General features: G+C 71.6%; 19 protein-coding genes. 4 read left to right on the top strand and 15 right to left on the bottom strand.

Annotation, left to right across the window (positions count from 1 at the left end):
- The first annotated feature begins 83 nt into the window (after nt 1–83).
- Nucleotides 84–473: a hypothetical protein gene (locus ACWEPF_RS16810; RefSeq protein ID WP_452173154.1), complete on the top strand. Its 390-nt coding sequence runs from the start codon at nt 84–86 to the stop codon at nt 471–473.
- Nucleotides 474–495: 22 nt separating this feature from the next.
- Here ACWEPF_RS16810 and ACWEPF_RS16805 read toward each other — a convergent pair whose 3' ends face one another.
- Nucleotides 496–858, bottom strand: coding sequence for a YrdB family protein (locus tag ACWEPF_RS16805; RefSeq protein WP_452173153.1), 363 nt, complete (start codon nt 856–858; stop codon nt 496–498).
- 104 nt (nt 859–962) lie between these two features.
- Nucleotides 963–1,889 (bottom strand): alpha/beta hydrolase family protein, encoded by a 927-nt coding sequence (locus ACWEPF_RS16800; protein WP_452173152.1) that lies wholly within the window; start codon nt 1,887–1,889, stop codon nt 963–965.
- Nucleotides 1,890–2,001: 112 nt separating this feature from the next.
- Here ACWEPF_RS16800 and ACWEPF_RS16795 point away from each other — a divergent pair, with 112 nt between their 5' ends.
- Nucleotides 2,002–2,571, top strand: coding sequence for a TetR/AcrR family transcriptional regulator (locus tag ACWEPF_RS16795; RefSeq protein WP_452173151.1), 570 nt, complete (start codon nt 2,002–2,004; stop codon nt 2,569–2,571).
- A 154-nt stretch (nt 2,572–2,725) separates the two neighbouring features.
- Here the strand turns inward: ACWEPF_RS16795 and ACWEPF_RS16790 are convergent, their stop codons facing one another.
- The 3 genes from ACWEPF_RS16790 to ACWEPF_RS16780 all read right to left on the bottom strand — a co-directional run bounded on the left by ACWEPF_RS16790 (nt 2,726) and on the right by ACWEPF_RS16780 (nt 6,943).
- A complete protein-coding gene (locus tag ACWEPF_RS16790; protein ID WP_452173150.1) occupies nt 2,726–4,687 on the bottom strand; it encodes a glycoside hydrolase family 5 protein in 1,962 nt (653 codons plus the stop codon).
- 340 nt (nt 4,688–5,027) lie between these two features.
- On the bottom strand, nt 5,028–6,188 hold the full coding sequence (locus tag ACWEPF_RS16785) for an ROK family protein (protein ID WP_452173149.1): 1,161 nt from the start codon (nt 6,186–6,188) through the stop codon (nt 5,028–5,030).
- Nucleotides 6,189–6,406: 218 nt separating this feature from the next.
- Nucleotides 6,407–6,943: a hypothetical protein gene (locus ACWEPF_RS16780; RefSeq protein WP_452173148.1), complete on the bottom strand. Its 537-nt coding sequence runs from the start codon at nt 6,941–6,943 to the stop codon at nt 6,407–6,409.
- 163 nt (nt 6,944–7,106) lie between these two features.
- Between ACWEPF_RS16780 and ACWEPF_RS16775 the strand changes: the two genes are divergently transcribed.
- Nucleotides 7,107–7,730: a GNAT family N-acetyltransferase gene (locus tag ACWEPF_RS16775; protein WP_452173147.1), complete on the top strand. Its 624-nt coding sequence runs from the start codon at nt 7,107–7,109 to the stop codon at nt 7,728–7,730.
- 218 nt (nt 7,731–7,948) lie between these two features.
- Here ACWEPF_RS16775 and ACWEPF_RS16770 read toward each other — a convergent pair whose 3' ends face one another.
- The 4 genes from ACWEPF_RS16770 to ACWEPF_RS16755 all read right to left on the bottom strand — a co-directional run bounded on the left by ACWEPF_RS16770 (nt 7,949) and on the right by ACWEPF_RS16755 (nt 10,674).
- A complete protein-coding gene (locus ACWEPF_RS16770; protein ID WP_452173146.1) occupies nt 7,949–8,569 on the bottom strand; it encodes an SMI1/KNR4 family protein in 621 nt (206 codons plus the stop codon).
- 320 nt (nt 8,570–8,889) lie between these two features.
- Nucleotides 8,890–9,516: a hypothetical protein gene (locus tag ACWEPF_RS16765; protein WP_452173145.1), complete on the bottom strand. Its 627-nt coding sequence runs from the start codon at nt 9,514–9,516 to the stop codon at nt 8,890–8,892.
- A complete protein-coding gene (locus tag ACWEPF_RS16760) occupies nt 9,503–9,799 on the bottom strand; it encodes a hypothetical protein (protein ID WP_452173144.1) in 297 nt (98 codons plus the stop codon). Before ACWEPF_RS16760 ends, ACWEPF_RS16765 begins: the two co-directional genes overlap by 14 nt.
- A gap of 209 nt (nt 9,800–10,008) precedes the next feature.
- On the bottom strand, nt 10,009–10,674 hold the full coding sequence (locus tag ACWEPF_RS16755) for a restriction endonuclease (protein ID WP_452173143.1): 666 nt from the start codon (nt 10,672–10,674) through the stop codon (nt 10,009–10,011).
- A gap of 232 nt (nt 10,675–10,906) precedes the next feature.
- On the opposite strand from ACWEPF_RS16755, the gene ACWEPF_RS16750 reads away from it, so the two are divergent.
- Complete coding sequence (locus ACWEPF_RS16750) at nt 10,907–11,107, top strand: hypothetical protein (RefSeq protein ID WP_452173142.1); 201 nt, start codon at nt 10,907–10,909, stop codon at nt 11,105–11,107.
- Between the two features lie 271 nt (nt 11,108–11,378).
- Here ACWEPF_RS16750 and ACWEPF_RS16745 read toward each other — a convergent pair whose 3' ends face one another.
- The 6 genes from ACWEPF_RS16745 to ACWEPF_RS16720 form a co-directional block, all read right to left on the bottom strand.
- A complete protein-coding gene (locus tag ACWEPF_RS16745; RefSeq protein ID WP_452173141.1) occupies nt 11,379–12,662 on the bottom strand; it encodes an RICIN domain-containing protein in 1,284 nt (427 codons plus the stop codon).
- 836 nt (nt 12,663–13,498) lie between these two features.
- On the bottom strand, nt 13,499–15,337 hold the full coding sequence (locus ACWEPF_RS16740; protein WP_452173140.1) for a cellulase family glycosylhydrolase: 1,839 nt from the start codon (nt 15,335–15,337) through the stop codon (nt 13,499–13,501).
- Nucleotides 15,338–15,549: 212 nt separating this feature from the next.
- The gene (locus ACWEPF_RS16735; RefSeq protein WP_452173139.1) at nt 15,550–16,122 is read right to left on the bottom strand and encodes a hypothetical protein; all 573 of its coding nucleotides are present in this window, start codon (nt 16,120–16,122) and stop codon (nt 15,550–15,552) included.
- Between the two features lie 61 nt (nt 16,123–16,183).
- Nucleotides 16,184–17,578, bottom strand: a complete 1,395-nt coding sequence (locus tag ACWEPF_RS16730; protein WP_452173187.1) for a hypothetical protein — start codon at nt 17,576–17,578, stop codon at nt 16,184–16,186.
- A 5-nt stretch (nt 17,579–17,583) separates the two neighbouring features.
- Complete coding sequence (locus tag ACWEPF_RS16725) at nt 17,584–18,393, bottom strand: ABC transporter ATP-binding protein (protein ID WP_452173138.1); 810 nt, start codon at nt 18,391–18,393, stop codon at nt 17,584–17,586.
- A 110-nt stretch (nt 18,394–18,503) separates the two neighbouring features.
- Nucleotides 18,504–19,307: a zf-HC2 domain-containing protein gene (locus ACWEPF_RS16720; protein ID WP_452173137.1), complete on the bottom strand. Its 804-nt coding sequence runs from the start codon at nt 19,305–19,307 to the stop codon at nt 18,504–18,506.
- Between the last annotated feature and the right edge of the window lie 6 nt (nt 19,308–19,313).

Here is a 19,313-nt window from a genome sequence, read left to right as displayed (position 1 = left end):
GATGGAAGATCAAGGGTGTGACCGAGAACCCTCCGGCCCCGGGACCCGTCCACGTCGTGCGCGTGGGCTCCCGGACCGTCCCCGTGACCGACCGCGCCATCGCCGACGAGATCACCGCCCTCTGGAACAGCCAGGTCGGCGAGGACGCCCCCGCCCGGGCGTACGCCCGCGTCGTCCAGCGGGTCGACCGGTGGACGGATCCCGGCCCGGTCTGGGACCGCGTTCCGGACTGCCGGACGGTCTACTCCCGGCGTGCCACCGTCGAGCCGGACGGGTCGCTCGGTGGCGAGTGGACGGCTGAGGCGCTGCGCTGGGAGTTCGAGCCGGGCGCCTACACCACCCAGCCCTGCCGCTACCGGGTCGAGCAGCGGCCCGGCGGCCACTTCGAGGTCGAGGCCCAGGGCACCGACGTCCTCGAGGTCGCCGCCGGCTTCGAGGCGGCCCTCGCCGAGGCTCGCGCCCGGCTCTCCTGACGGACCGACGGCCGACGCGGCATCAGGAGAGTTCCCGCGCCCGGCGGTCGAGGGTCGCGAGGGCCGTGTTGACGACCACCATCACCGCGAAGGCGGTGGCGCAGGACGCCGAGCCCACCGCGTAGTACGCCGCCGTGGCGGTGCCGAACACCACGGCCTTGACGGTCAGGACTCCCGCCACCGGCAGGGCTATCCGGGCCTTCGGGGCGGCGAACAGCCCCCACAACACCGCCGCCGCGCCGGGCAGCAGCACGGCCAGCAGCACCCCGGCCACCGAGTTCGGCATCGCGTGCCAGCCCCACCACCCGAGCAGCACGAGGGCGGCCAGCTCCAGCAGGAAGGCCACGGTCTCGTTCACCAGGCGGAGCGGGACGGGAAGCTTCATCGGAGCACCCTTCGGATCGCGTGTGGGGTGTGCGCGGGAGTGCGCGTGTGCGGCCCCATGCAAGCAGTTCTGCGCCCGGCTGCCCACGGCTTTCCGGCCCGGCCTCACTTCCCGGTGATGCTCCACCCGCCTTCGCCCTGCTCAGCACCGCCACCGTCACTGCCACCGCCACCGAGCGCGGCCCACTCGGCGTCGCCGAGGCCGAGGGCGGCGCGGAGGTAGGCGGCGACCGCGTCGGCCAGCAGCGCGACGCGCTCGGGGTCCTCGTCGGTGGTCTCGGCGACCCGCTCGCCCGCGATCCCGCCCATGGTGTGCTCGGCCTCGGCGATGGTGAGCAGGCTCTTGGGGGACGGGCTGAGGTGGTAGGCGTCGGTGAACCACTCCGGCCCCCGGGTGGAGAGCTGCGACTGGTCCTTGCCGCCCGCGACGACCAGGGCCGGGGTGGTCATGGTGGAGAAGTCCGGCCGCATGAACGGGAGGTGCTCGGCGGCGAACGGGGTGAGGGTGTCGCCCGCCCCGGCGGCGGCGATCAGCGCTCCGGCCGACACCGCCGGGTGGGAGAAGTCCTCACCGGGGACCCCGTCGGCGTCGAGGACCCGGGCACCGAGGAGCGCGCCCGCGGTCTGGGCGCCCCAGGAGTGGCCGACCACCGCGATCCGCCCGGAATCGGCACGGGTCTCCAGGCCGGCCAGGGAGAGGACCTCGCCGATCTGGTCGACGACCGCGTGCAGGTCGGCTATCCGTACGCGCCAGACGGTGGCGAAGCGCGGGTCCTCCCAGCCGATCGCGTTGCGGCGGGAGTCCAGGTGAGTGGGCTGCACGACGACGAATCCGGCGGCGGCCCACCGGTCGACGAGGGGCTGGTACCCGTCCAGCGACCAGGCGTTGCCGTGCGAGAAGACGATCACGGGCAGGCTCGTGCCCGACCGGGGCGCGGTGACCCTGACCTGGAGGTCGATGCCGCGGCCGGGCGAGGAGACGGGGATGGGCTTGACGGAGACGATCTGCTCGCCGAGGGCGTGGGAGGGCATGGCGGACCTGCGCTTTCTCCTTGGAAGGGCTCTGCCATAATTTGGCGGAGCAGCGTTCCGCCAACTTAACGGAACATTGTTCCGCGAGTAAAGCGAGCAGAGGGAGACAGCAGTGCCGGAGTCGGTCGGGGTGCGCCAGGCGCAGGCGCAGCGCACCCGCAACGGGGTGCTGGAGGCCGCGGCCGCGGTCTTCGTCGAGCAGGGCGTCCAGGCGCCCGTCCGCGACATCGCCGACCGCGCCGGAGTCGGCGTCGGCACGCTCTACCGGCACTTCCCGACCCGCGCGGACCTGGTCACGGCCGTCTACCGGCACCAGATCGACGCCTGCGCCGCCCTCGCGCCCCGGCTGCTGGCGGAGTCCGCCGCGCCGTTCACCGCGATGACCGGGTGGGCGGACGCGTTCGCGGACTTCCTGGTGACCAAGCACGGTCTCGGCGCCGCGCTGGGGTCCGGCGACCCGGGGCTCGAGAACCTCCACGCCCTGATGCTCGACACCCTGGTCCCGGCCTGCGCGACCCTTCTGGACGCCTGCGCCGCCTCCGGCGCCCTCGCCCCCGGGATCACCGCCTACCCGCTCATGCGCGCGATCGGGAACCTCTGCATCACCGGCCCGGACTACGGCCAGGCCGACGCCAAGCGCATGATCGCCCTCCTCCTCGCCGGCTGCCGCGCCACGGCCTGACGCCGCGCCACCGACCCCCTCCGAGGGGGTCGGTGGCCGTGGTTCGAGGGGCTCGGCGGGGTCGAGACCTCCGTCCGTCCGGAACTCCCCAAGGCGGGTGGGTTCCGGGGACGCGGGTGTCGACCGTGTCCGCTCGGCCGGGTGTGACGGAGGGTCAGCTCAGCGGACGGCAGAGCAGGACGTCGGGAACGCCGCCGTGGCTCCAGCGCCAGGTGTAGCCGACCCCGGCCAGGTACTCGCCGTCGCCGCACTGGCCCTTGTAGTAGCCGGGTGCCCAGTCGCTGCCGGTGGAGCCGCCGGTGGCGGGCCGGTTGTCGCCGTGGTCGAACCACGCGGTGCGGCCGGTGAGCGGCAGCGACCGCGCGGCGGGGGCGCAGAGCAGGGCGGCCATGGCGTTGCCGTTCACCGCGTAACCGGCGGCGAAGGTGTTGTCGGGGCACTGGAGCTTGTTGTAACCGGAGGCCCAGTCACCGTGGTTGACGAACCGTTCGTCGGTGACCACGGTCCACCCCGTCCCGGCCGCGGTGCCGGGCTGTCCGGCGTCCGTGCACAGGCCCCGCGAGTCGCTGCGGCCCAGGCCGGTGAGGCGGCGGCCGTCGGGGCAGGTGCCCTTGCGGTTGCCGCTGCTCCAGTCTGCGCGGGCGAGCATGGTGCGGGAACGATTCTGGTCGCCGAAGTCCAGGTTCAGCATGTTCCAGTGGTCGACCTGGGGGACGGGGCCGGTCTTGCCCGGGGCGTTGACCAGCTTGTTCCAGTCGGCGGCGCGCCAGTCGGCGGGGTCGTTGACGGTGGTGGTGCGGCGGCCGGTGGCGTCGTAGTCCACCAGCGCCCAGTCGTCGTTGACCTCGCCGTTCGGCCTGGTCCAGCCGACCAGCGGCCACTGGGCGAAGTCGGTGTCGTTGCGGACCAGGATGTCGGTGAAGTTGCGCCACCAGGCCCGGTCCTTGGGGTCGGTGGAGCGGCTACCGGAGCCGAACTCGCTGATCCAGACCGGTGCGGTGAAGTGCTGGCCGGCCGTGGTGACGAACAGCGCCTGGTCGTTGACCACCTGGATCAGCTGCTCGGGCGTCAGGTCGCGGTACCGGGGGTCGTTGGTCTCACCGTTCTGCCAACCTCCGCTCGCACCCGTGTGGTTGGGGCCGGTGTAGGCGTAGAAGTGCGCCGAGTAGACCAGCTTGCCGGAGTCGATCAGGGTGTTGGAGAGGGTGCGGACCGGGGTGAGGGTCGGGCGGCCGTGGCTGAACATCCCCTGCGGGATGCCCTGCCAGTTGATGCCCTCCATCACGATCAGCATGTCGGGGTCGGCCTGGAGGATCCGGTTGCCGGCCTCCTCCAGGACCTTGTAGAGGTCGTGGTCGTCGCCCCAGCCCCAGTTGGGGTCGTCCCAGGTGTCGCGGCGGACCTCGTTGCGCAGGTCCGCGCCGACCACCCGCTTGTCGTTCTTGTACCGGTTCACCAGGAACAGCCAGTCGTCGATCCACTGCTGGGTCGACTGGCCGCTGTTCCAGCGCTCGTTGCCGTCCAGGCCGCAGCAGAAGCGGTAACTGGTGGTGTGGTTGTTGAGGACGACCGCGAAGCCGTCGGCGGTGAGCGCGGCGACCACCGCGTCGTACACCTGGAGCGGGGTACGGCCCCGGAGTTCGGGGTTGGCGGCGACGGCCGCGTCCGGGACGGGCGCGGTGTCACGGACCATCGCGTTGGCGAAGGGGAGCCGGACGCTGTTGATGCCGAGCTCGTGGAAGTCGGCCAGGATCCGGCTGATCGGGGTCCGGTCCAGCCCGAGCGGGATGTTGTTCGACTTCTGGTCGGCCTGGTGGTTGGTCACGTCGTTGACGTCGCCGCTGCCCTCGTAAGTGCCCTGGGCCCCGGCCCAGTTGCCCGACTTGAGCTTGAAGCGGTTGCCCGTGGCGTCGACCACGTACCGGCCCCGGGTGCTCAGCGGGCCGGTCCAGGAGGCGGCGAGCTGAGGTCCCGTCAACACGGTGGCCGACGCCGCGGCCGGGACGGCCGCGGGAGCTGCCGAGGCCGCACCCGGGACGGCGACCAGCAGCAGTGAGGCGGTGGCGAGCACGGCCGGGAGGCCGCGTCCGCCGCGGAGGGTTCTGGTGGATCGCATGGCGAATCTCCAGGAGGGTGGGGTGGGTTGGGGTGGTGCGGCCCCGCGGCCGCCGCACACGCGGCCCGGGGGGAACGGGGAGGGCGTCAGCCCTGGAGACCGCCGGCGGCGCTGCCCTCGACGATGCCCCGTCGGCCGCGCTGTGCTCCGTCTGCACTCATCTGGCGTCCTTCGGGGTGGAGGTGTGGGTGGACTCCGGGTCGGCCGTACGGGGTGTGACGGTGCGTCGGCTGCGCTGCACCGGCGGAAGGGGCTGGTGCGGCGGAGCGGGTCACGAGGCGCGAGTCACGGCTCGCGGCTCGCGGGTCACGGGTCACGGGTCACGGGTCACGCCGGACGCCTAGGGGAACAGCGCCTGGATGCCCAGGACGGCGGCTCCGCGCGCCCAGTCCTCCCAGGGGAGCGGACGCAGGGTCAGGGGGCAGTTCGCCGCGGCCTTGAAGGTGTGCGCGGCGTAGGCGTCCTTGATGGGCGTGCCGAGCAGGTCGTAGGCGTCGAGCCCCTCGCCGGTGACCACGACGCGCTCGGGGCCGAACAGGTTGACCAGGGTGGCGATGCCGGTGCCGATCGCCCGTCCGGCGCGGGCGAAGGACTCACGGGCGGCGGGGTCACCACTGCGGGCGAGGTCGACGGCGCCGTCGAAGTCCAGCTCGGCGAGGCCGGTGGCGTTGCGGACCCGGGCCAGGATCGCGCTGCTGGAGGCCGCCGCCTCGACGCAGCCGGTCTGACCGCAGTGGCAGCGGGGCCCGTTCGGGTCGATGCTGATGTGTCCCACCTCGCCGGCCACGCCGTAGGCCCCGGCGACCAGACGGCCGTTGACGACCAGTCCGGAGCCGATGCCCGCGCCGATGGTGACCAGCGCGAAGTGCTCGGTGCCGATGCCCTCGCCGAACCAGTGCTCGGCGGAGGTGATCGCCTTGACGTCGTTCTCCACGATGACGTTGAAGCCGGTCCGCTCCGCCACCAGTTCGGCGAGCGGGACGTCCTGCCAGCCCGGCAGCACGGAGTAGCGGACCCGGCCGGCGGGGCGGTCCACGTCGCCGGAGACCGCGATGCCGAGGTGGCGGATGCGCTGGCGGAAGCCGGGGTCGCGGCTGAGCAGCAGCTCGACGGAGTCGTGGACCAGCGCGCAGACGGCGGCCGGGCTGCGGTCCGCGCCGAGGCGTCGGCCGGTGGTGGCCCGGACCCCGGCCCGCAGATCGCAGACCACGGCGTACAGCGCGTCGGCACTGACCTTGACCCCGAGGAAGAACTCCCGGTCGACGGTGACGGCAAGCGGGTTGACCGGGCGGCCGGCACCCGGGGCGGTGCGCTCCGGGGGGAGTTCGTGCAGGTAGCCGTCGTCGATCAGGGGCCGGGCCGCCTTGGTGATCGCGGTTCCCGAGAGCCCGACGCGACGGGCCAGCTCGACGCGGCTGAGCGGCCCTTCGGCCAACAGCAGTGCGAGGAGGGCGGTTTCGGCCGGTGCGGTGACCAACGGCTGGCTGTGGGTGGGAAACACGGGGGCAATGTAGCGACGAATAAATAACTTCGTCCAGTATTGATTTCAGGCCATCTCACCCCCGCCCTCACGGGCTCCCGTACCCACCACCGCTCCCGCGAGGAGCCCGACCAGGCCTGCGTCATCGTCCCGCGCCGCAAGTGGATCCGCCCCGTGGCGTGACGCCACAGCTGACCGCGGGCCCGGCCCGGGACGACCTGCTCGGTGCGGGCGTTCGGTCACAGGTCCGTCGCGCCTTCGTCGGGTCCCAAGGTTCGTCCGGGATGGCTGACCGAGGAGTCCTCCTCGAACCGTCCGCTCTCCCGCCGGCGCGGGCCACCGGACTCGGCCGGGTCCCAGGTGAGAAGCCATTCGTTGGCGTAGGTGGCGAGCGACAGCACGAGGCCGAGCGGGACCGCGCTGATCAGGAAGACGACCACGGCGCCGATGATCTCGGCGTGGTTGAGGTCGTAGGAGATCCGGAAGGCAGCGGCCAGTCCGAGCACGGAGAGGACGAACAGCAGGGATCGCTGGCGTCGGCCGTGGAAGTGGGGACGCCGGTGGTAGCGGTCGTAGAGGTCACGCCACCAGGCGATCTTGCTGAGGACGAGCCTGGCCTCCCGTTCGTAGCGTTCCTCCCATTCGCCCGTCGCGCCGCCCGTCATCGCCGCTTCGGCGCCCGCGCGCAGCGCTTCGAGGTCGTCCCTGATCGCGCCGCCGAGCCCCGGCGGCCACGCCCGTGAGATCGGGGCCCTGCCCGGCGGTGGCAGACGCATCCGCGCTACCTTCGGCTACTGACCCCGCTCGTCCACGGTCCGGCCGACACCGGCTCAGGTCCCGTGCAGGATGCGGCCGTTCGACCGTCCAGCCGCCCGGCCGCCACGGGTGGCCGGGCCGGGAGTCCGTGACGAGGCGCACCGCCGGAGGAGAGAACACCCGATGGAGAACCCGCAGCCGACGATCCGCCCGTACCGCCCCGCCGACCGCGAAGCCGTGTACGACATCTGCATCCGCACCGCCGAGGCCGGCGGCGACGCCACCGGCCTCTACCGGAACGAGCAAGTACTACCGGACAACTTCGCCGGGCCCTACCTGGAGCTCGAACCCGGCCTCGCGTACGTCCTGGACGACGGCCGGGGCACCGCTGTCGGATACGTCCTGGGAACCAGCGACACCACCCGCTTCGTCACCGAGCTCCGCAGGCACTGGCTCCCCCGGGTCGGCCACCTCTACCCGGCGCCGGCCGGAGACCCGGCCGACGGCGACGAGCTGATGGCCATGCTCCTGCACACGCCCGAGCGGATGATCCTGCCCGAACTGGCCGACTACCCAGCCCACCTGCACATCGACCTGCTCCCGGCGTACCAGGGCCGCGGCTTCGGACGCCAACTGATCGAGCGTCTGCTCGACGCCCTGCACCGAGCGGGCGCACAGCAGGTGCATCTCGGGATGGTGAGCGCCAACACCGGCGCCCGGGCCTTCTACGACCGCACCGGCTTCCACGTCGTCCCGGTGCCCGACCCCGGCCCGCTGACCTACCTGGGCCGCTCGACCACGCGCTGAACTCCCCCACGGTGGCGCTGTTCATGACTCGTGGCCCTGGCTCTGGCTCAACTTGCTCTCGGCCAACGGCATCCGACGCGACCACGCAGCCGTCCGGGCCGCCCTCACCACGACCCACACCTCCGGAGCGGTCGAAGGCCATGTCAACCGGATCATTCTGTGGAATCTGCGGTGTCAGGTTCCCGCGCATGACTGCGGCTCAGGCCACCGTGCTCTGCTCAGCGGGGGAACATGTCGGCGTAGGGATCCGGTTCGTTGGTGAAGGGATCTCGTCCGGCCTTCCATCGGATCTGCTGCTCGCGCCAGTGAACGAATCCTGGAGAGGTCTCGCCCCAGAGGGAGGTATCGCTCAGGGGACACGTGGCGAGGTCAGCGGTGAAGATCCGCAGGAGGAACCGGGCCATGCCGCAGTCGAACAGGGTCCAGCGTTCGTCGGTGTGCCGGCCGCAGACCAGGACCGGCCAGTTGTCCGGGTCCGGGTCAGTGGTGAGCCAGCACAGGAGATCGGGGCCGGATGTCTGACCCCAGGGGAGGATGTGAGCCGGGTCGATATCGGGGCGCCACTGCGCGGGAGTGCTTTCCCATGTCGAGCGGGCACCCGAGATCTCGTCCTCGATGGCACCGGGATCCCACTGGAGACCGTCCTTGTGCAGAGGAAGGAGCACACTCAGCAGGTCATCGATGCCCCCACCGCCGTATAGCGACATGAACGCCTTGTAGTCGCCGGGCAGCCGGCAGTCCAGTCGTTCTTCGACCGAGGGCCAGTCCAGGGCCTCGTCAACGCCGAAGGTCGGGGCCATGACCTGGGCGAGTGCTGCGATATCCGGGTGCTCAGTCATGGGCCTCCCCTTCACTCCGGTTGGTCGGCTCAACCTAGCGGCTTGGGCGGACAGCACGGCCGGCGGGTGCTGTCTCGGGCCGGCGCATCGGTCTCAACGATCGGCAGTGCCACGGCGCAGGCAGGCAGGCTGAGCTCTCGCGGACCGGGCCCGGCCGGCGTCGGGACGTCGGCGCCGGTGGCGGGCGACAGTCCGTTCGGCCGCTTCGCCGAGGAACAACGGCTGGCCGCCGCCGACGGAGAACTACTGAGACTGCGTCGGCGGCTCCAGGAGCGGGGATTCAGCCCTGATTTCTGGCGCCTCGAGACTCCCCGCGAGGCTCAGGACTCCTGGACGCCTACCGAACGCACCAACGGATCCGTCTCACCTTGCAGGATCGGGTTCCCCAGCGTCTGAACCTTGCCGTCGACGCGCAGATAGCGTTGCGCGAGAACAACGCTCTTGGGCAGGCCGATCTCATGGGCCTCGACGAACACCGCCTCGGTCCGCTGGCCGTCCAGAGTCGCATAGCCGTCCCATGCGAGGGTGACTGCCACCGTCCCCTCCGGCACGGTCTCAAGCATCTTCCGGCCCGCCTGCACGCTCTCAGGCAGGTCGTCGGCGACGAGACGAGTCAGCTCTCCACGGCCATCACTCCTCCCCCGCATGGAGAACGGAATGAACCCCTCTTCGCTGATCTCCGCGTTGTCCACCGCGTGATCCAGCGACATGAACAGCAGATCCTTGGTCAACTTGGACATCTCGTCCCACACAGCCACGGTGACCGGCCACATCCTCCGTCTTTGCGACAGCCTGGCGCTGCCGCACCCTACCGAGCGGCAGGACACCACGGCGACGTGATCTCCTCCAGCGGCCCCAGCCACCGCCTCAAGAACCGCCTCGCCGCGATCGAACGCGACGCCAACGCAGCCTGACAGCACGAAGCTTGGCCGGCTACCGAACGACACAGATCTCCGGCATCGGCAGGTGCCACTCACCCACGAGATCGACGAGCACCCGACGGGCCAGCTCCCGGGCTTCGCCCCACCATGGATCGACCGCCATGGCCTCTCTGCTCCACCGATCCGAGTTCTCCTGACCACTCATCCTGGCGAAGATCGCATCAATCGCTCGCAGGTCAGGGAGCACCTCCCCGCTGACCTCCCCGTCCTCGACCAGGCTGGCGACCGTGCGGAAGGCGTGGTCGAAGTCCAGTGCGACCTCGTCCGGCAGGACACCGTGCTGGTCCACCCATGCCAGCTGAGCCGACGGATCAGCCGCCACCACAGTCAGCGACTCATCCGAGGATCGTCGCACGCTTCGGCACCAGGCGGATGCCTACTTCGCCCCCACGCCGAGCACGTTCATCTGTACCCAACCGAGGACTTTGACGAGTCCTCAGACAGCTGATGTCGAGCTGCCGCGCCTGCCAACGGTGGCGATGGGCTCAGACACGCACATCACCCCCAGGGCGGCTTGCCGGTGCCGTCCGCCCAGAGGGCGAGGGCGCGGCGGTCGAGGGTGCGGATCCCGACCTGCTCGCAGAAGGCGGCGGCGGCATTGGTGTAGGTGCTGGTGGTGACGACGACGGCGAGGTCGCAATGGTGGACGTCGCGGTAGGTGCCGTTGACCTTCTGCACGTCCTGCGAGCCGACCAGGGTCCTCGGTCCATAGCGCTTGGCCTGGATCAGGATGCGCCTGCCGGTGGGCGTGGTGGCCAGGATGTCGGCGGCCAGATCGCCGGCGCCGCCGACCACGGTGACCTTCGTGCAGCCGTCGCGCCTGCACAGCACCGCGAGGGCGTGCTCGAACTCCTTCGGGCTCATCGCCAGGAACGGGCCGATGTGCCGCAACTGGGCCGCCTGGGCCTCGAACGCGCGGCGGCCCGCCAGTACCCGGCGGCGCACCAGCACTCCCGCCGTGGCGAGCGCGGCGACGACCACGGTGAGCAGGATCAGCAGGTGCTGAAGGAGCCAGCCCACCACGGAGACGGCGAGGACGACGGCGACCAGGGCGCCGATGCCGAGCAGCATGGCGCTGTCGCGGGCGGCCCGGGTCCGGCGGCGGGCGGCCGCCCGGCTCCGCCCCCGGCCGCGGGGTCGTCGTGCTGGTGCCCTGCCTGCCACGGTGCTCCCCTCCGACGCACGGTGTGAAGGGCGATCGTAAGAACGCCAGGCTTCCGGGCGCGGCCGGTTCGTGACAGAACGGCCGGTCAACGACACAGGAATGACCGGAACACGACCTGGCCCGGCCGAGCTCCCCCCACCCGGGCGACGCCGACTTCCGAAACCCGGCCCCACCTCCCGCGCCTTCTGGCATGCTCACTCGGAGTTTCCGGACTGTCACCAGGGGTGGGGTATGGAGTACACCGTCAGCGCGACCTTCGTCGTGGGCGTCATCATCGTCCTGCGCCTGATGCGCAGGACGGAGTCGCGCTCCCGCGTCGACGAGAAGATGACCGCCCTGAGCTGCATCACCTTCGGCATCCTGATCGCCGCGACCCCGCTCGGCCAGGGCATCCTCAACCTCGTCGCCAGCGCCGCCCAGGCCACCCGGTGAACCGTCACGGCACTGCTCGGTAGAGGTGAGAACACTCCGCATCCATCGTGGGCCGCACGGTCGGCCGGCACACCGGAAGCCCGGCGTCGGCGCCTTCGCGCCAAGGCCGTGCAGGCACTCGGTCGCAGGGCGACGTCCACGGCGGAGAGGTCTCAGCATTCCTGGTCGAGAGCTGGTCAGGCACGCCGGTGCGGCGTGCCTGACCAGCTGGGCGCAGAGCCCTGGGCGCATGAAGACCATCAAGCGCGGCGCCAGTAGCCACATCCGTGCTCTATGAATTCCAGAACACCGGATAGAATTTCTGATTGATGGCCATGTTCTTGCCGTCGCACGGCCAGAAGCTCTCATAGCCGGGATTGTCACCCATGGCATCGAGGCACATCGACGGATTCCACACGCTCCTGAGCTGCCAGGCGCCGGGATCGAAGGTGCTCCAATACAGATGGAACATCTGCGTGGTCAGATTGTCCTGACACGTGTACTGGTCCATCACGGTTCCCGGCGTGGAATAGATTCCGTTGTACATGTCCAGGCAGAGGCCGGTGTCGACATTCTGGAGGCGGAATTCCCACTCGACGGCCCCCGCCTTAAGGAGCCTCCACCGCGTGCGGGAGTCAGTGTCCTTGGTCCCGGTCGCCGTGATTTTTGCCCCGCGAGCACCGCTCTCGGCCCGCATGAAGGCGTCGTGCTTCTGGTCGGTCAGGCTGACCACGTCGCCGGCTGCGGCGAGGTGCTGGCGGAAGAAGACCGGCGCATGATCTGCGTTGTTGATGACCCATGGGGGGAGCTCACCCCGGAAGTTCGGCATGATGCGACTCGATACCATGTAGTCCAACTCATGACCCGCGTCATGGGTCATGACGTTGTCACCCACACGATAGATTCGCCCGGTTCCGGCCATGGAATCCGACGCTATCTGATGGACCCCTGGCGTTGGTTCCAGATTGAAGTCCCCCAGAACACTGACTCCCCAGTTGTTCTGGTGTCCCCAGGCGTAGGCGCTGTTGAGCATCTGCTGGAACGGGACGAGGTTGTTCCCGCCCGAAGGCAGGTGGACGTTGAAATAGACATCGTCCTGGAAGCGGAGCCCGAGAGCGGCGCGACCGGTCGCCCCGCCCGGAGCGGCGACCAGGACCTGGTCCGCCGCCGTCGCCGAGACGAAGGCGAAATTCACCCGCCCACCGTGTGCGTCGTTGTCGACGCCGGACATCCAGTAGACATGGTAGACCGCTCCCCCGCCGGCATTCCAGTGGTAGTACTCCACGGTCCTGAAATTGGCCGTTATCGTCCCCACGTGCTGCATGTTCGCCATTCCGGCCGGGTTCGCCCCGGCCTCCTGGACTGCGAGCAGGCGGTTCTGGTTCATGAGGGTGCGATATTGGGGCCACCGTGCCCCCTGCGAATTCCAGGTCGCGACCCCCCGGCCAAAGGCGTTGAGCTCATTGGGCGCGAAGGCGTGCGCCACAGGGGCGGGAACCACGACCAAGGTCACGATCATTCCGAGCAGCGCCAACAGCAGGGCCGTCGCCCTGGGTAGGCCGGGGAACAGTTTCATGCGGGACATTTCCATCCTGCTTTCATGGGCGATTGCCTGGACGGAGTACGGGAAACGGGCAGAAAGTCGTGCCGCGAACGCGGACCCTCAGGAGGCTCCGGAACTGCCCTCGATCACTCACAAGGGCCGCCGCAAGCCATGGCGGATTCGGCCTCGGCCTCCGGCTCTGGCTTCGCGTGCCATGACACAGCGTCACTTCTCGTAGTGCATGTGCAACTCTGTGACCGGCATCCGCAGCTGTCAACGGGCCGTCAGTATGCGGCCCGTACTTCCCGGCACGACTGCCCGATCGGGCAACGGCCTCCCCCCGTCCGGGGCTATTCCCACCTTCCCTCCGCGAGGAGTCCTGCTTGGCGAACGACGCCCACGGGGTCCGATTCGCCCCGAACGGGTCCATCGGACGGTCACCACCGCTCGGACCGGGGCGGCCCGGGCTGCCGGGTGCGCCGGCGGAGCCGGTGACCAGCGCGCAGGCTCTGCTGGAGCAAGTGCCCGACGGCACCCGGTCGTTCGTGGAGTGCAGCCTGGACAGCACCTCGCTACGCCGCGAACGTCGCCGGGTGGCGAGCGACCTGCATCCGAGTGCCGGGCGGCGGCTTCGCATGATGGGGCGTCAGGTGCAGCCAGGCGCGGGCTGGAGCGGCACTACCCGGGTGCGAGGCAGCAACCGCCCGTCCCTCGGGCCGTGCCTGTTCGGCTCGCACGCACAGTGCCGCTCGTCCGGTGCTCGCTCCCCGTCCTGTTCGCCACCGCCGTCGGCTTCACCGGCCCGGGCCCGTGGCGAGGCCCCCGTGGCGGGCGGTCGCCCGGCCGCCACGGGGGCCGTTGTCGGACGGTCAGGCGGCGGTGCAGGTGAGGGTCGGGGCCGGGTTGCTGCCCGTCCAGGTGCCCTGGAGGCCGAAGGTGGTCGAACTGCCGGGTGACAGCGCGCCGTTGTAGGAGAGGCTGGTCGCGGTGACGGCGGCCGCCGACTGCTGGGCGGTCGCGTTCCACGCGCTGGTGAGCTGCTGGCCGTTCGGCCAGGTCCACTTCACCGACCAGGACTTCGTGGCCGCGGTGGTGGCGGTCACCGTGACGGTGGCGTTGAAGCCCGGGGTCCACTGGTCGTTGAGGCGCCAGGCCGCCGTGCAGCCCGCGCTGCCGCCGCCGGTGCCGCTCGTGGTGGCGCTCACGGGGGCGGAGGCCGCCGAGACGTTTCCGGCCGCGTCCCTGGCCCGGACGGTGTAGGAGTACGCGGTGGCGGCGGTCAGCCCGGAATCGGTGTAGGTGGTGCCGGAGGCCGAGCCGGCCAGGGTGGTGCCGCGGTAGACGTCGTAGCCGGTGACGCCGAGGTTGTCGGTGGAGGCCGTCCAGGAGAGGGCGACGGTGCTCGCGGTGCTGCCGGTCACGGTGAGCCCGGTGGGCGCGGAGGGCGCCTGGACGTCGCCTCCGCCGCCCGGGGTGCCGAAGCCGGGTGCCTTGACGTCCGCCAGGTAGGCGTCCTTGGTGGTGTTGACGGTGGTCCAGTCGTCGTTCAGGATGCCGCCGGTGTCACCGGAGTTGGGGTTCCAGGACCAGAACGTCCAGCTGATGCTGTCCGCGCCGTACTGGGCCGTCGGCCGCATGTACTGGACCAGTGCCTTCAGCCACTTCTGGTCGACGGCGGCCTGCAGGGTGGTGCCGAACTCGCCGACCCACACCGGTGCGACGTTCTGCTGGAACAGGTAGCCCCAGTTGCGGTCCCAGACGCCCGGCATGTTGGCCGGGAAGGACGGGTCGTCGAACCAGCTCTGCCGCGCCACGCTGGTGGCGTAGTCGTGCACCGAGTAGACCAGGCGGTTCGGGACGTCCAGCCGGACGGGGTACTGCGCGGCGCCCTGCAGGTTGCCGCCCCACCAGTACGAACTGCCGTTGAAGGTCTGGTTCCCCTCGACGAAGACCAGCAGCTGCGGATTGGCGGCGAGCACCGCGTTGCCGGCCCGCTCGGCCGCCAGGCGCCAGTCCAGGGCCGGGTCGCCGCAGCCCCAACAGGCCGGGTCGTGCGGCTCGTTGTGCAGGTCGATGCCGATCACGGTGGGCTTCCCCGCGTACCGGGTGGCCAGCGCGCCGAGGTGGGCGATCCAGGTGGATTCGGGGACCGCGGCGGTGTACCACAGGGCCGACTGCCCGTTGGCGTCCGGACGGTGACGGTCCAGGATCACCTTCAGGCCGGCCGCTCCGGCCTGGTCGACGATCTTGTCCATCACCTGGAGCGAGTTCAGCCCTTGAAGATCGGCGTTGAGACCGCCCGAGGTGTTGAGGCCGGCCGGCGAGGTGCCCTTGAAGAGGTCGTCGCTGTAGGGGAGCCGGATGGCGTTGTAGCCGAGGGACTTGATCTGGTCGATCATGCTCTTGTAGTCCCGGGTCCAGAGCCCGTGCGGGACGTAGTTGGCGGTCTCGAAGCCGAACCAGTTGACGCCCGCGATCCGGACCGGGCGGTTGGCCTCGTCGAGCAACTGGCGGCCGCTGGTGTGCCAGTAGCCGGACCCGACCGCGCTGCTCACGGCGGGTGCGGACACCGGCGCGGCGGCTTGCGCGGTTCCGGTGGCCCGGGCTGTGGCGGTGGTGGGGGCGATCGCGGCGGGGGCGATCACGGTGGTCGTGGCGAGGGCGAGGCCCAACAGGGCGTCGCGCAGGCGGCGTACGGGGTGGGGCACGTCGCTGGTCCTCTCTGGGACGGGCCCGGCAGGATCGGGGGTGGGAGCGCTCCCACCCAGGTGGGGATGATCCTGCCGAGGTGGGGGATGGAGCCGGGGGTGGGCATGCCGATGCGGCGGGGTCCAGTGAATCCATGGAGCCTCGAAGCGTCAAGAGGCCCTTCGGTATTCACTAGTTGAACCCCGCCGCGTCGGCCGAGGCGGTCGGCCCGTCAGCGCCGTGGGCCGGCCACCGCGTACAGCAGGGTGCCGACGCCTGCCAGAACCCAGGCCGTCCAGGCGGAGGCGGCGGGTGCCGGGTCGAGCACCGTCCAGTTCAGGATCTCGCCCGCCCGCCCGAGCACGGTCGGCGCGCAGAGGGTGACGGCCAGCCAGGAGGTGGGCAGGGTCCAGGCGTAGGCCGCGCCGCCGAGGACCGCGCCGAGGGCGGCGAGGCCGGTCAGGCCCGCGCTGTCGCGGACCAGCAGGGAGGCCGGGGCGAGGTCGGCGCCCGCCGCGCGGGCGGCCAGCAGGGCGGCTGCGGTCGCGGCGCCGAGCAGCAGGACATGGGCCGCTCGGCGCGGGGCCCAGCGGATGGCGGCGGTGCGGTCCAAGTCGTGGTCCTGGCCTGCCAGTCCGATGCTGCCGGCCGCCACGGCGGCCGTGATCACCAGGGCGGCGAGCGGCGGGTTCGACGATCCGTCGCCGCCGCGGGCGAGGGCCGCCACGGCCGTCCCGAGGACGAGGACCGCCGCCGCCGACAGCGGCACCTGGCGTGAACGGGCGTAGAGCGTCATCCAGTTCATCGAGCGACCTCCCGGGCGGACGACGGCACGCGGCGTGAACAGGAGGACGGCGTACGGCGGTTCACCGTTGGACCTCCCCGGTCAGCAGCGGCAGCTGCGCGCCGCGGTCGCAGGAGAGGGCGCTCGCCCGGACCTCCGCGACCAGGGTCCGCTGCTCCTGCGGACCCAGTGCCGCCAGCTTCGCCCGCGCCGTCTCGGCCTGGGCCCAGAGGCGGCGCGCGTACTCGTCGGTGCCGGGCTGCTCCAGCGGGACGAGGCGTGCGTCCCCGAGCGCCCAGGAGGCGAGGACGCTCTGCACGGCCACGCCCTCCTCCCCGCCGCCCTCGCGGTCGTTGTGGCCGTGGCAGTTCGGCGCCAGGCCCTGGCCGACCAGGGCCCGGGTCAGGGCCGGGCCGGTGGCGTCGATGAAGACGCGTTCGTCGAAGTCGACCAGCACCGCACCGGCCGTGAGGAGGCGGTCCTCGCCGAGCCCGCGCAGCCGCGTGTCCTCCGTGATCGCTCCGGGGGCCTTCTCCCCCAGCGTGCCGCGCAGCACCTCCAGCGCTTCCTGTCCGCGCCCGGCCAGCTCGGGCAGCCGTGCGCCGTTGGCCCTGGTGACACAGACCGGGCCGTTGCAGACCGGGGCGGCGGCCGCCCGGTCGACCACGTAGGTGTCACGTGCTTCGGCCGGGAGCACGGCGAGCGCCAGCGCGGCACCGGCCAACACCGGTGCAAGGGCGAGCAGTCGGGCCCGGCCGGTGGTCGCGGCCAGCAGGGCGAAGCCGGTGGCGAGCAGGCCGAGCAGCCAGAGGGTCTGACCGAGGTGGACCGGGCCGGAGAGGGTGAGCAGCATCTCCCTGGGCTCCACCACCGTCGGGGAGAGCAGCGAGAGGCGGTTCGGCGCAAGGCCCGCCGGGAGCGCTTGGTCGCCGTTCTGCCGCAGCAGGCTGACGGCCAGCAGGGCGAGCACCGTCAGGGCGGGCGGGGTGAGCACCGACGGGAGCGCCCGTGCGACGCCCATCCCGAACACCGCTCCGGCTGCCAGGGCCAGCGCCGCCACCAGCGAGAGCGGCACCCATCCGAGGGTCGGGTACTCGCTCGCACCGGCCGCCACCCGGACGGCGCCGACCAGGACCAGCAGCCCGAAGCCGACGACGAGGGCGAGGGCCGCCGCCCCGGCCGGAACGGCCGCTCGCTGCCAGGGAGTTCGCGGCGTGGTGGCCAGCAGTTCGGTCATCCGGGAGCGCGCGTCGCGCAGGCCGTAGAGCGCGCCGAGGCCCACCACCAGCGGCCACCAGAAGCCCAGCAGGTACCTGGTCCACATCGCCATCGAGGTCCACTGCGCCGTCCATCCGGCCGTGCCCCGCCACCACACCCCGTCGATCAGGAAGAGGACGGCCAGGCTTCCGGCCAGGACCAGCAGACCGGCCCAGGGGGCGGCCGAGCGCCGCAGTTCGGTGCGCAGCACCCGCGTCATCCCGGTCACCAAGTGCCCCCGTTCAGACCGAAGTTGCTCAGCATCGCCGAGTATCCGCGCTCCAACGGGCTGTCGCCCGGATGCTCCGGCCCACCGGCCGCCGCCAGCTGCTCCGGCGTCCCTTGGAACACCAACCGGCCGGCCGCGAACAGCACCACGTCCGTGCAGGCCGCCGCGACGTCCTCCACCAGGTGGGTGGAGACCACCACACAGGACTCCCGCCCCAACTCCTGGAGCAGCTCGCGGAATCGCAGCCGCTGCGCCGGGTCCAGCCCGGCCGTCGGCTCGTCCAGCAGCAGCACGTCCGGGTCGTTGACGATCGCCTGGGCGATGCCGGCCCGGCGCACCATGCCGCCGGAGAGGGTCTTCATCCGGTGGTCGGCGCGGTCGGCCAGGCCCACCCGTTCCACCGCCCGCTGGGCAGCGCCTGGGATCTCGGCTGCCGGCACCTCCTTCAACCAGGCCATGTACTCGACGAACTCACGCACCGTGAAGCGCTTGTAGTAGCCGAACTCCTGGGGGAGGTAGCCGATCCGGCGGCGCAGCGCCCGGTGGTCCGTACGCCCGCCGACCGGGCTGCCGAGCAGCTCCAGTTCGCCGCCGGCCGGGCGCAGTGCGGTGGCGAGGGCTCGGATCAGGGTGGTCTTGCCGGCGCCGTTGGGGCCGAGCAGGCCGTGGGCGCCGCTGCCGAGGGAGAGGTCGAGGCCGTCGACGGCCATCTTGGTGCGCCCGGCCCTCACCTTGAGGCCGGTGGCCCGGATCTCCCAGGCGTAGGTCCTGGGCGCGATGTCGGCCGCGCTGGTGGCGGGTGTCATGTGCTGGGGGCCTTTCGGGGTCGGGTAGGAGTGGTCGTCACCGTGGGTCGGGTTCGAGCGGGTCGGGTTCGAGCGGGTCGGGTTCGAGCGGGTCGGGTTCGAGCGGGTCTTCACCGTGTCGAGTACGCGTTCCTGCGCAGTGCCACGGCGACCGCACCGACGGCCAGCAGGGCGGCCCAGAGCGGGAGTTGGTCGGGGGCGGGCACCAGAGGGGCGCGACCGGCGAGCACGGCGGGGGTCAGGACGGCGACCGCCCAGCCGCCCGTGAGCGCGCCGGCGGCGCGGGTGACGCCGACGAAGCTGCCCAGGGCCAGGGCGGTGGAGGTGAAGGCCAGTGAGGGAAGCAGCCACTGAGCGGCCGTCATGGCCCCGGTCAGCCACCCCTCCAGCAGGAGCAGCGGCAGCACGAGGGCCAGCACCGCGGTGGTGCGGCGCAGCAGCAGGGGCAGGCCGGCCCGGGCGGTGGTGGCGGTGAGCTCGTGCGCAGGGTCGAGGGCGCTCGACCAGGAGGCGGCGACCGCGCCGAGCGGCAGCACGGGCGCGAGCAGCAGCAGGGGCGACACCCCGCCGAACGGGCCCGGCGGCCCCGCCCGGTCGAGCAGCAGCGCCAGCGCGGCGACGGCGAAGGTCATCGCCAACCACGGGGCCATCACCGGCGTCAGCCAGGCGGAGAGCCGGCCCGGACGCCACCGCCTCGGAGCCGGCGCGGTCACCAACTGCGGCTCCAGGCCGGCCCGTACGGTGTCCAGCAGGACGGTGAGGTCCGCCGCCCCGGTGGCCACGGACGCCGCCAACAGCCCCCGGCAGGGCGCGCAGCCCTCCAGGTGCGCCTCCAGTGCCCAGACCGTGTCGGCGGGCAGTTCCACGGCGCCGCCCGCGTAGTCGTCGATCAGCTGCCTGGACGCGTGCTCCACGTCCGC

The organism is Kitasatospora sp. NPDC004289, assembly GCF_053602875.1.
Note: the sequence above shows the minus strand (reverse complement) of the source record. Positions and strands in the feature narration are given on the sequence as shown.

What these genes read in the sequence shown, in the direction of transcription:
- ACWEPF_RS16805 (WP_452173153.1), bottom strand. Translation starts at nt 858, where the DNA reads ATGAAGCTTCCCGTCCCGCTCCGCCTGGTGAACGAGACCGTGGCCTTC.
- ACWEPF_RS16800 (WP_452173152.1), bottom strand. Translation starts at nt 1,889, where the DNA reads ATGCCCTCCCACGCCCTCGGCGAGCAGATCGTCTCCGTCAAGCCCATC.
- ACWEPF_RS16790 (WP_452173150.1), bottom strand. Translation starts at nt 4,687, where the DNA reads ATGCGATCCACCAGAACCCTCCGCGGCGGACGCGGCCTCCCGGCCGTG.
- ACWEPF_RS16780 (WP_452173148.1), bottom strand. Translation starts at nt 6,943, where the DNA reads ATGCGTCTGCCACCGCCGGGCAGGGCCCCGATCTCACGGGCGTGGCCG.
- ACWEPF_RS16775 (WP_452173147.1), top strand. Translation starts at nt 7,107, where the DNA reads ATGGAGAACCCGCAGCCGACGATCCGCCCGTACCGCCCCGCCGACCGC.
- ACWEPF_RS16770 (WP_452173146.1), bottom strand. Translation starts at nt 8,569, where the DNA reads ATGACTGAGCACCCGGATATCGCAGCACTCGCCCAGGTCATGGCCCCG.
- ACWEPF_RS16750 (WP_452173142.1), top strand. Translation starts at nt 10,907, where the DNA reads ATGGAGTACACCGTCAGCGCGACCTTCGTCGTGGGCGTCATCATCGTC.
- ACWEPF_RS16745 (WP_452173141.1), bottom strand. Translation starts at nt 12,662, where the DNA reads ATGAAACTGTTCCCCGGCCTACCCAGGGCGACGGCCCTGCTGTTGGCG.
- ACWEPF_RS16735 (WP_452173139.1), bottom strand. Translation starts at nt 16,122, where the DNA reads ATGAACTGGATGACGCTCTACGCCCGTTCACGCCAGGTGCCGCTGTCG.
- ACWEPF_RS16730 (WP_452173187.1), bottom strand. Translation starts at nt 17,578, where the DNA reads ATGACGCGGGTGCTGCGCACCGAACTGCGGCGCTCGGCCGCCCCCTGG.
- ACWEPF_RS16725 (WP_452173138.1), bottom strand. Translation starts at nt 18,393, where the DNA reads ATGACACCCGCCACCAGCGCGGCCGACATCGCGCCCAGGACCTACGCC.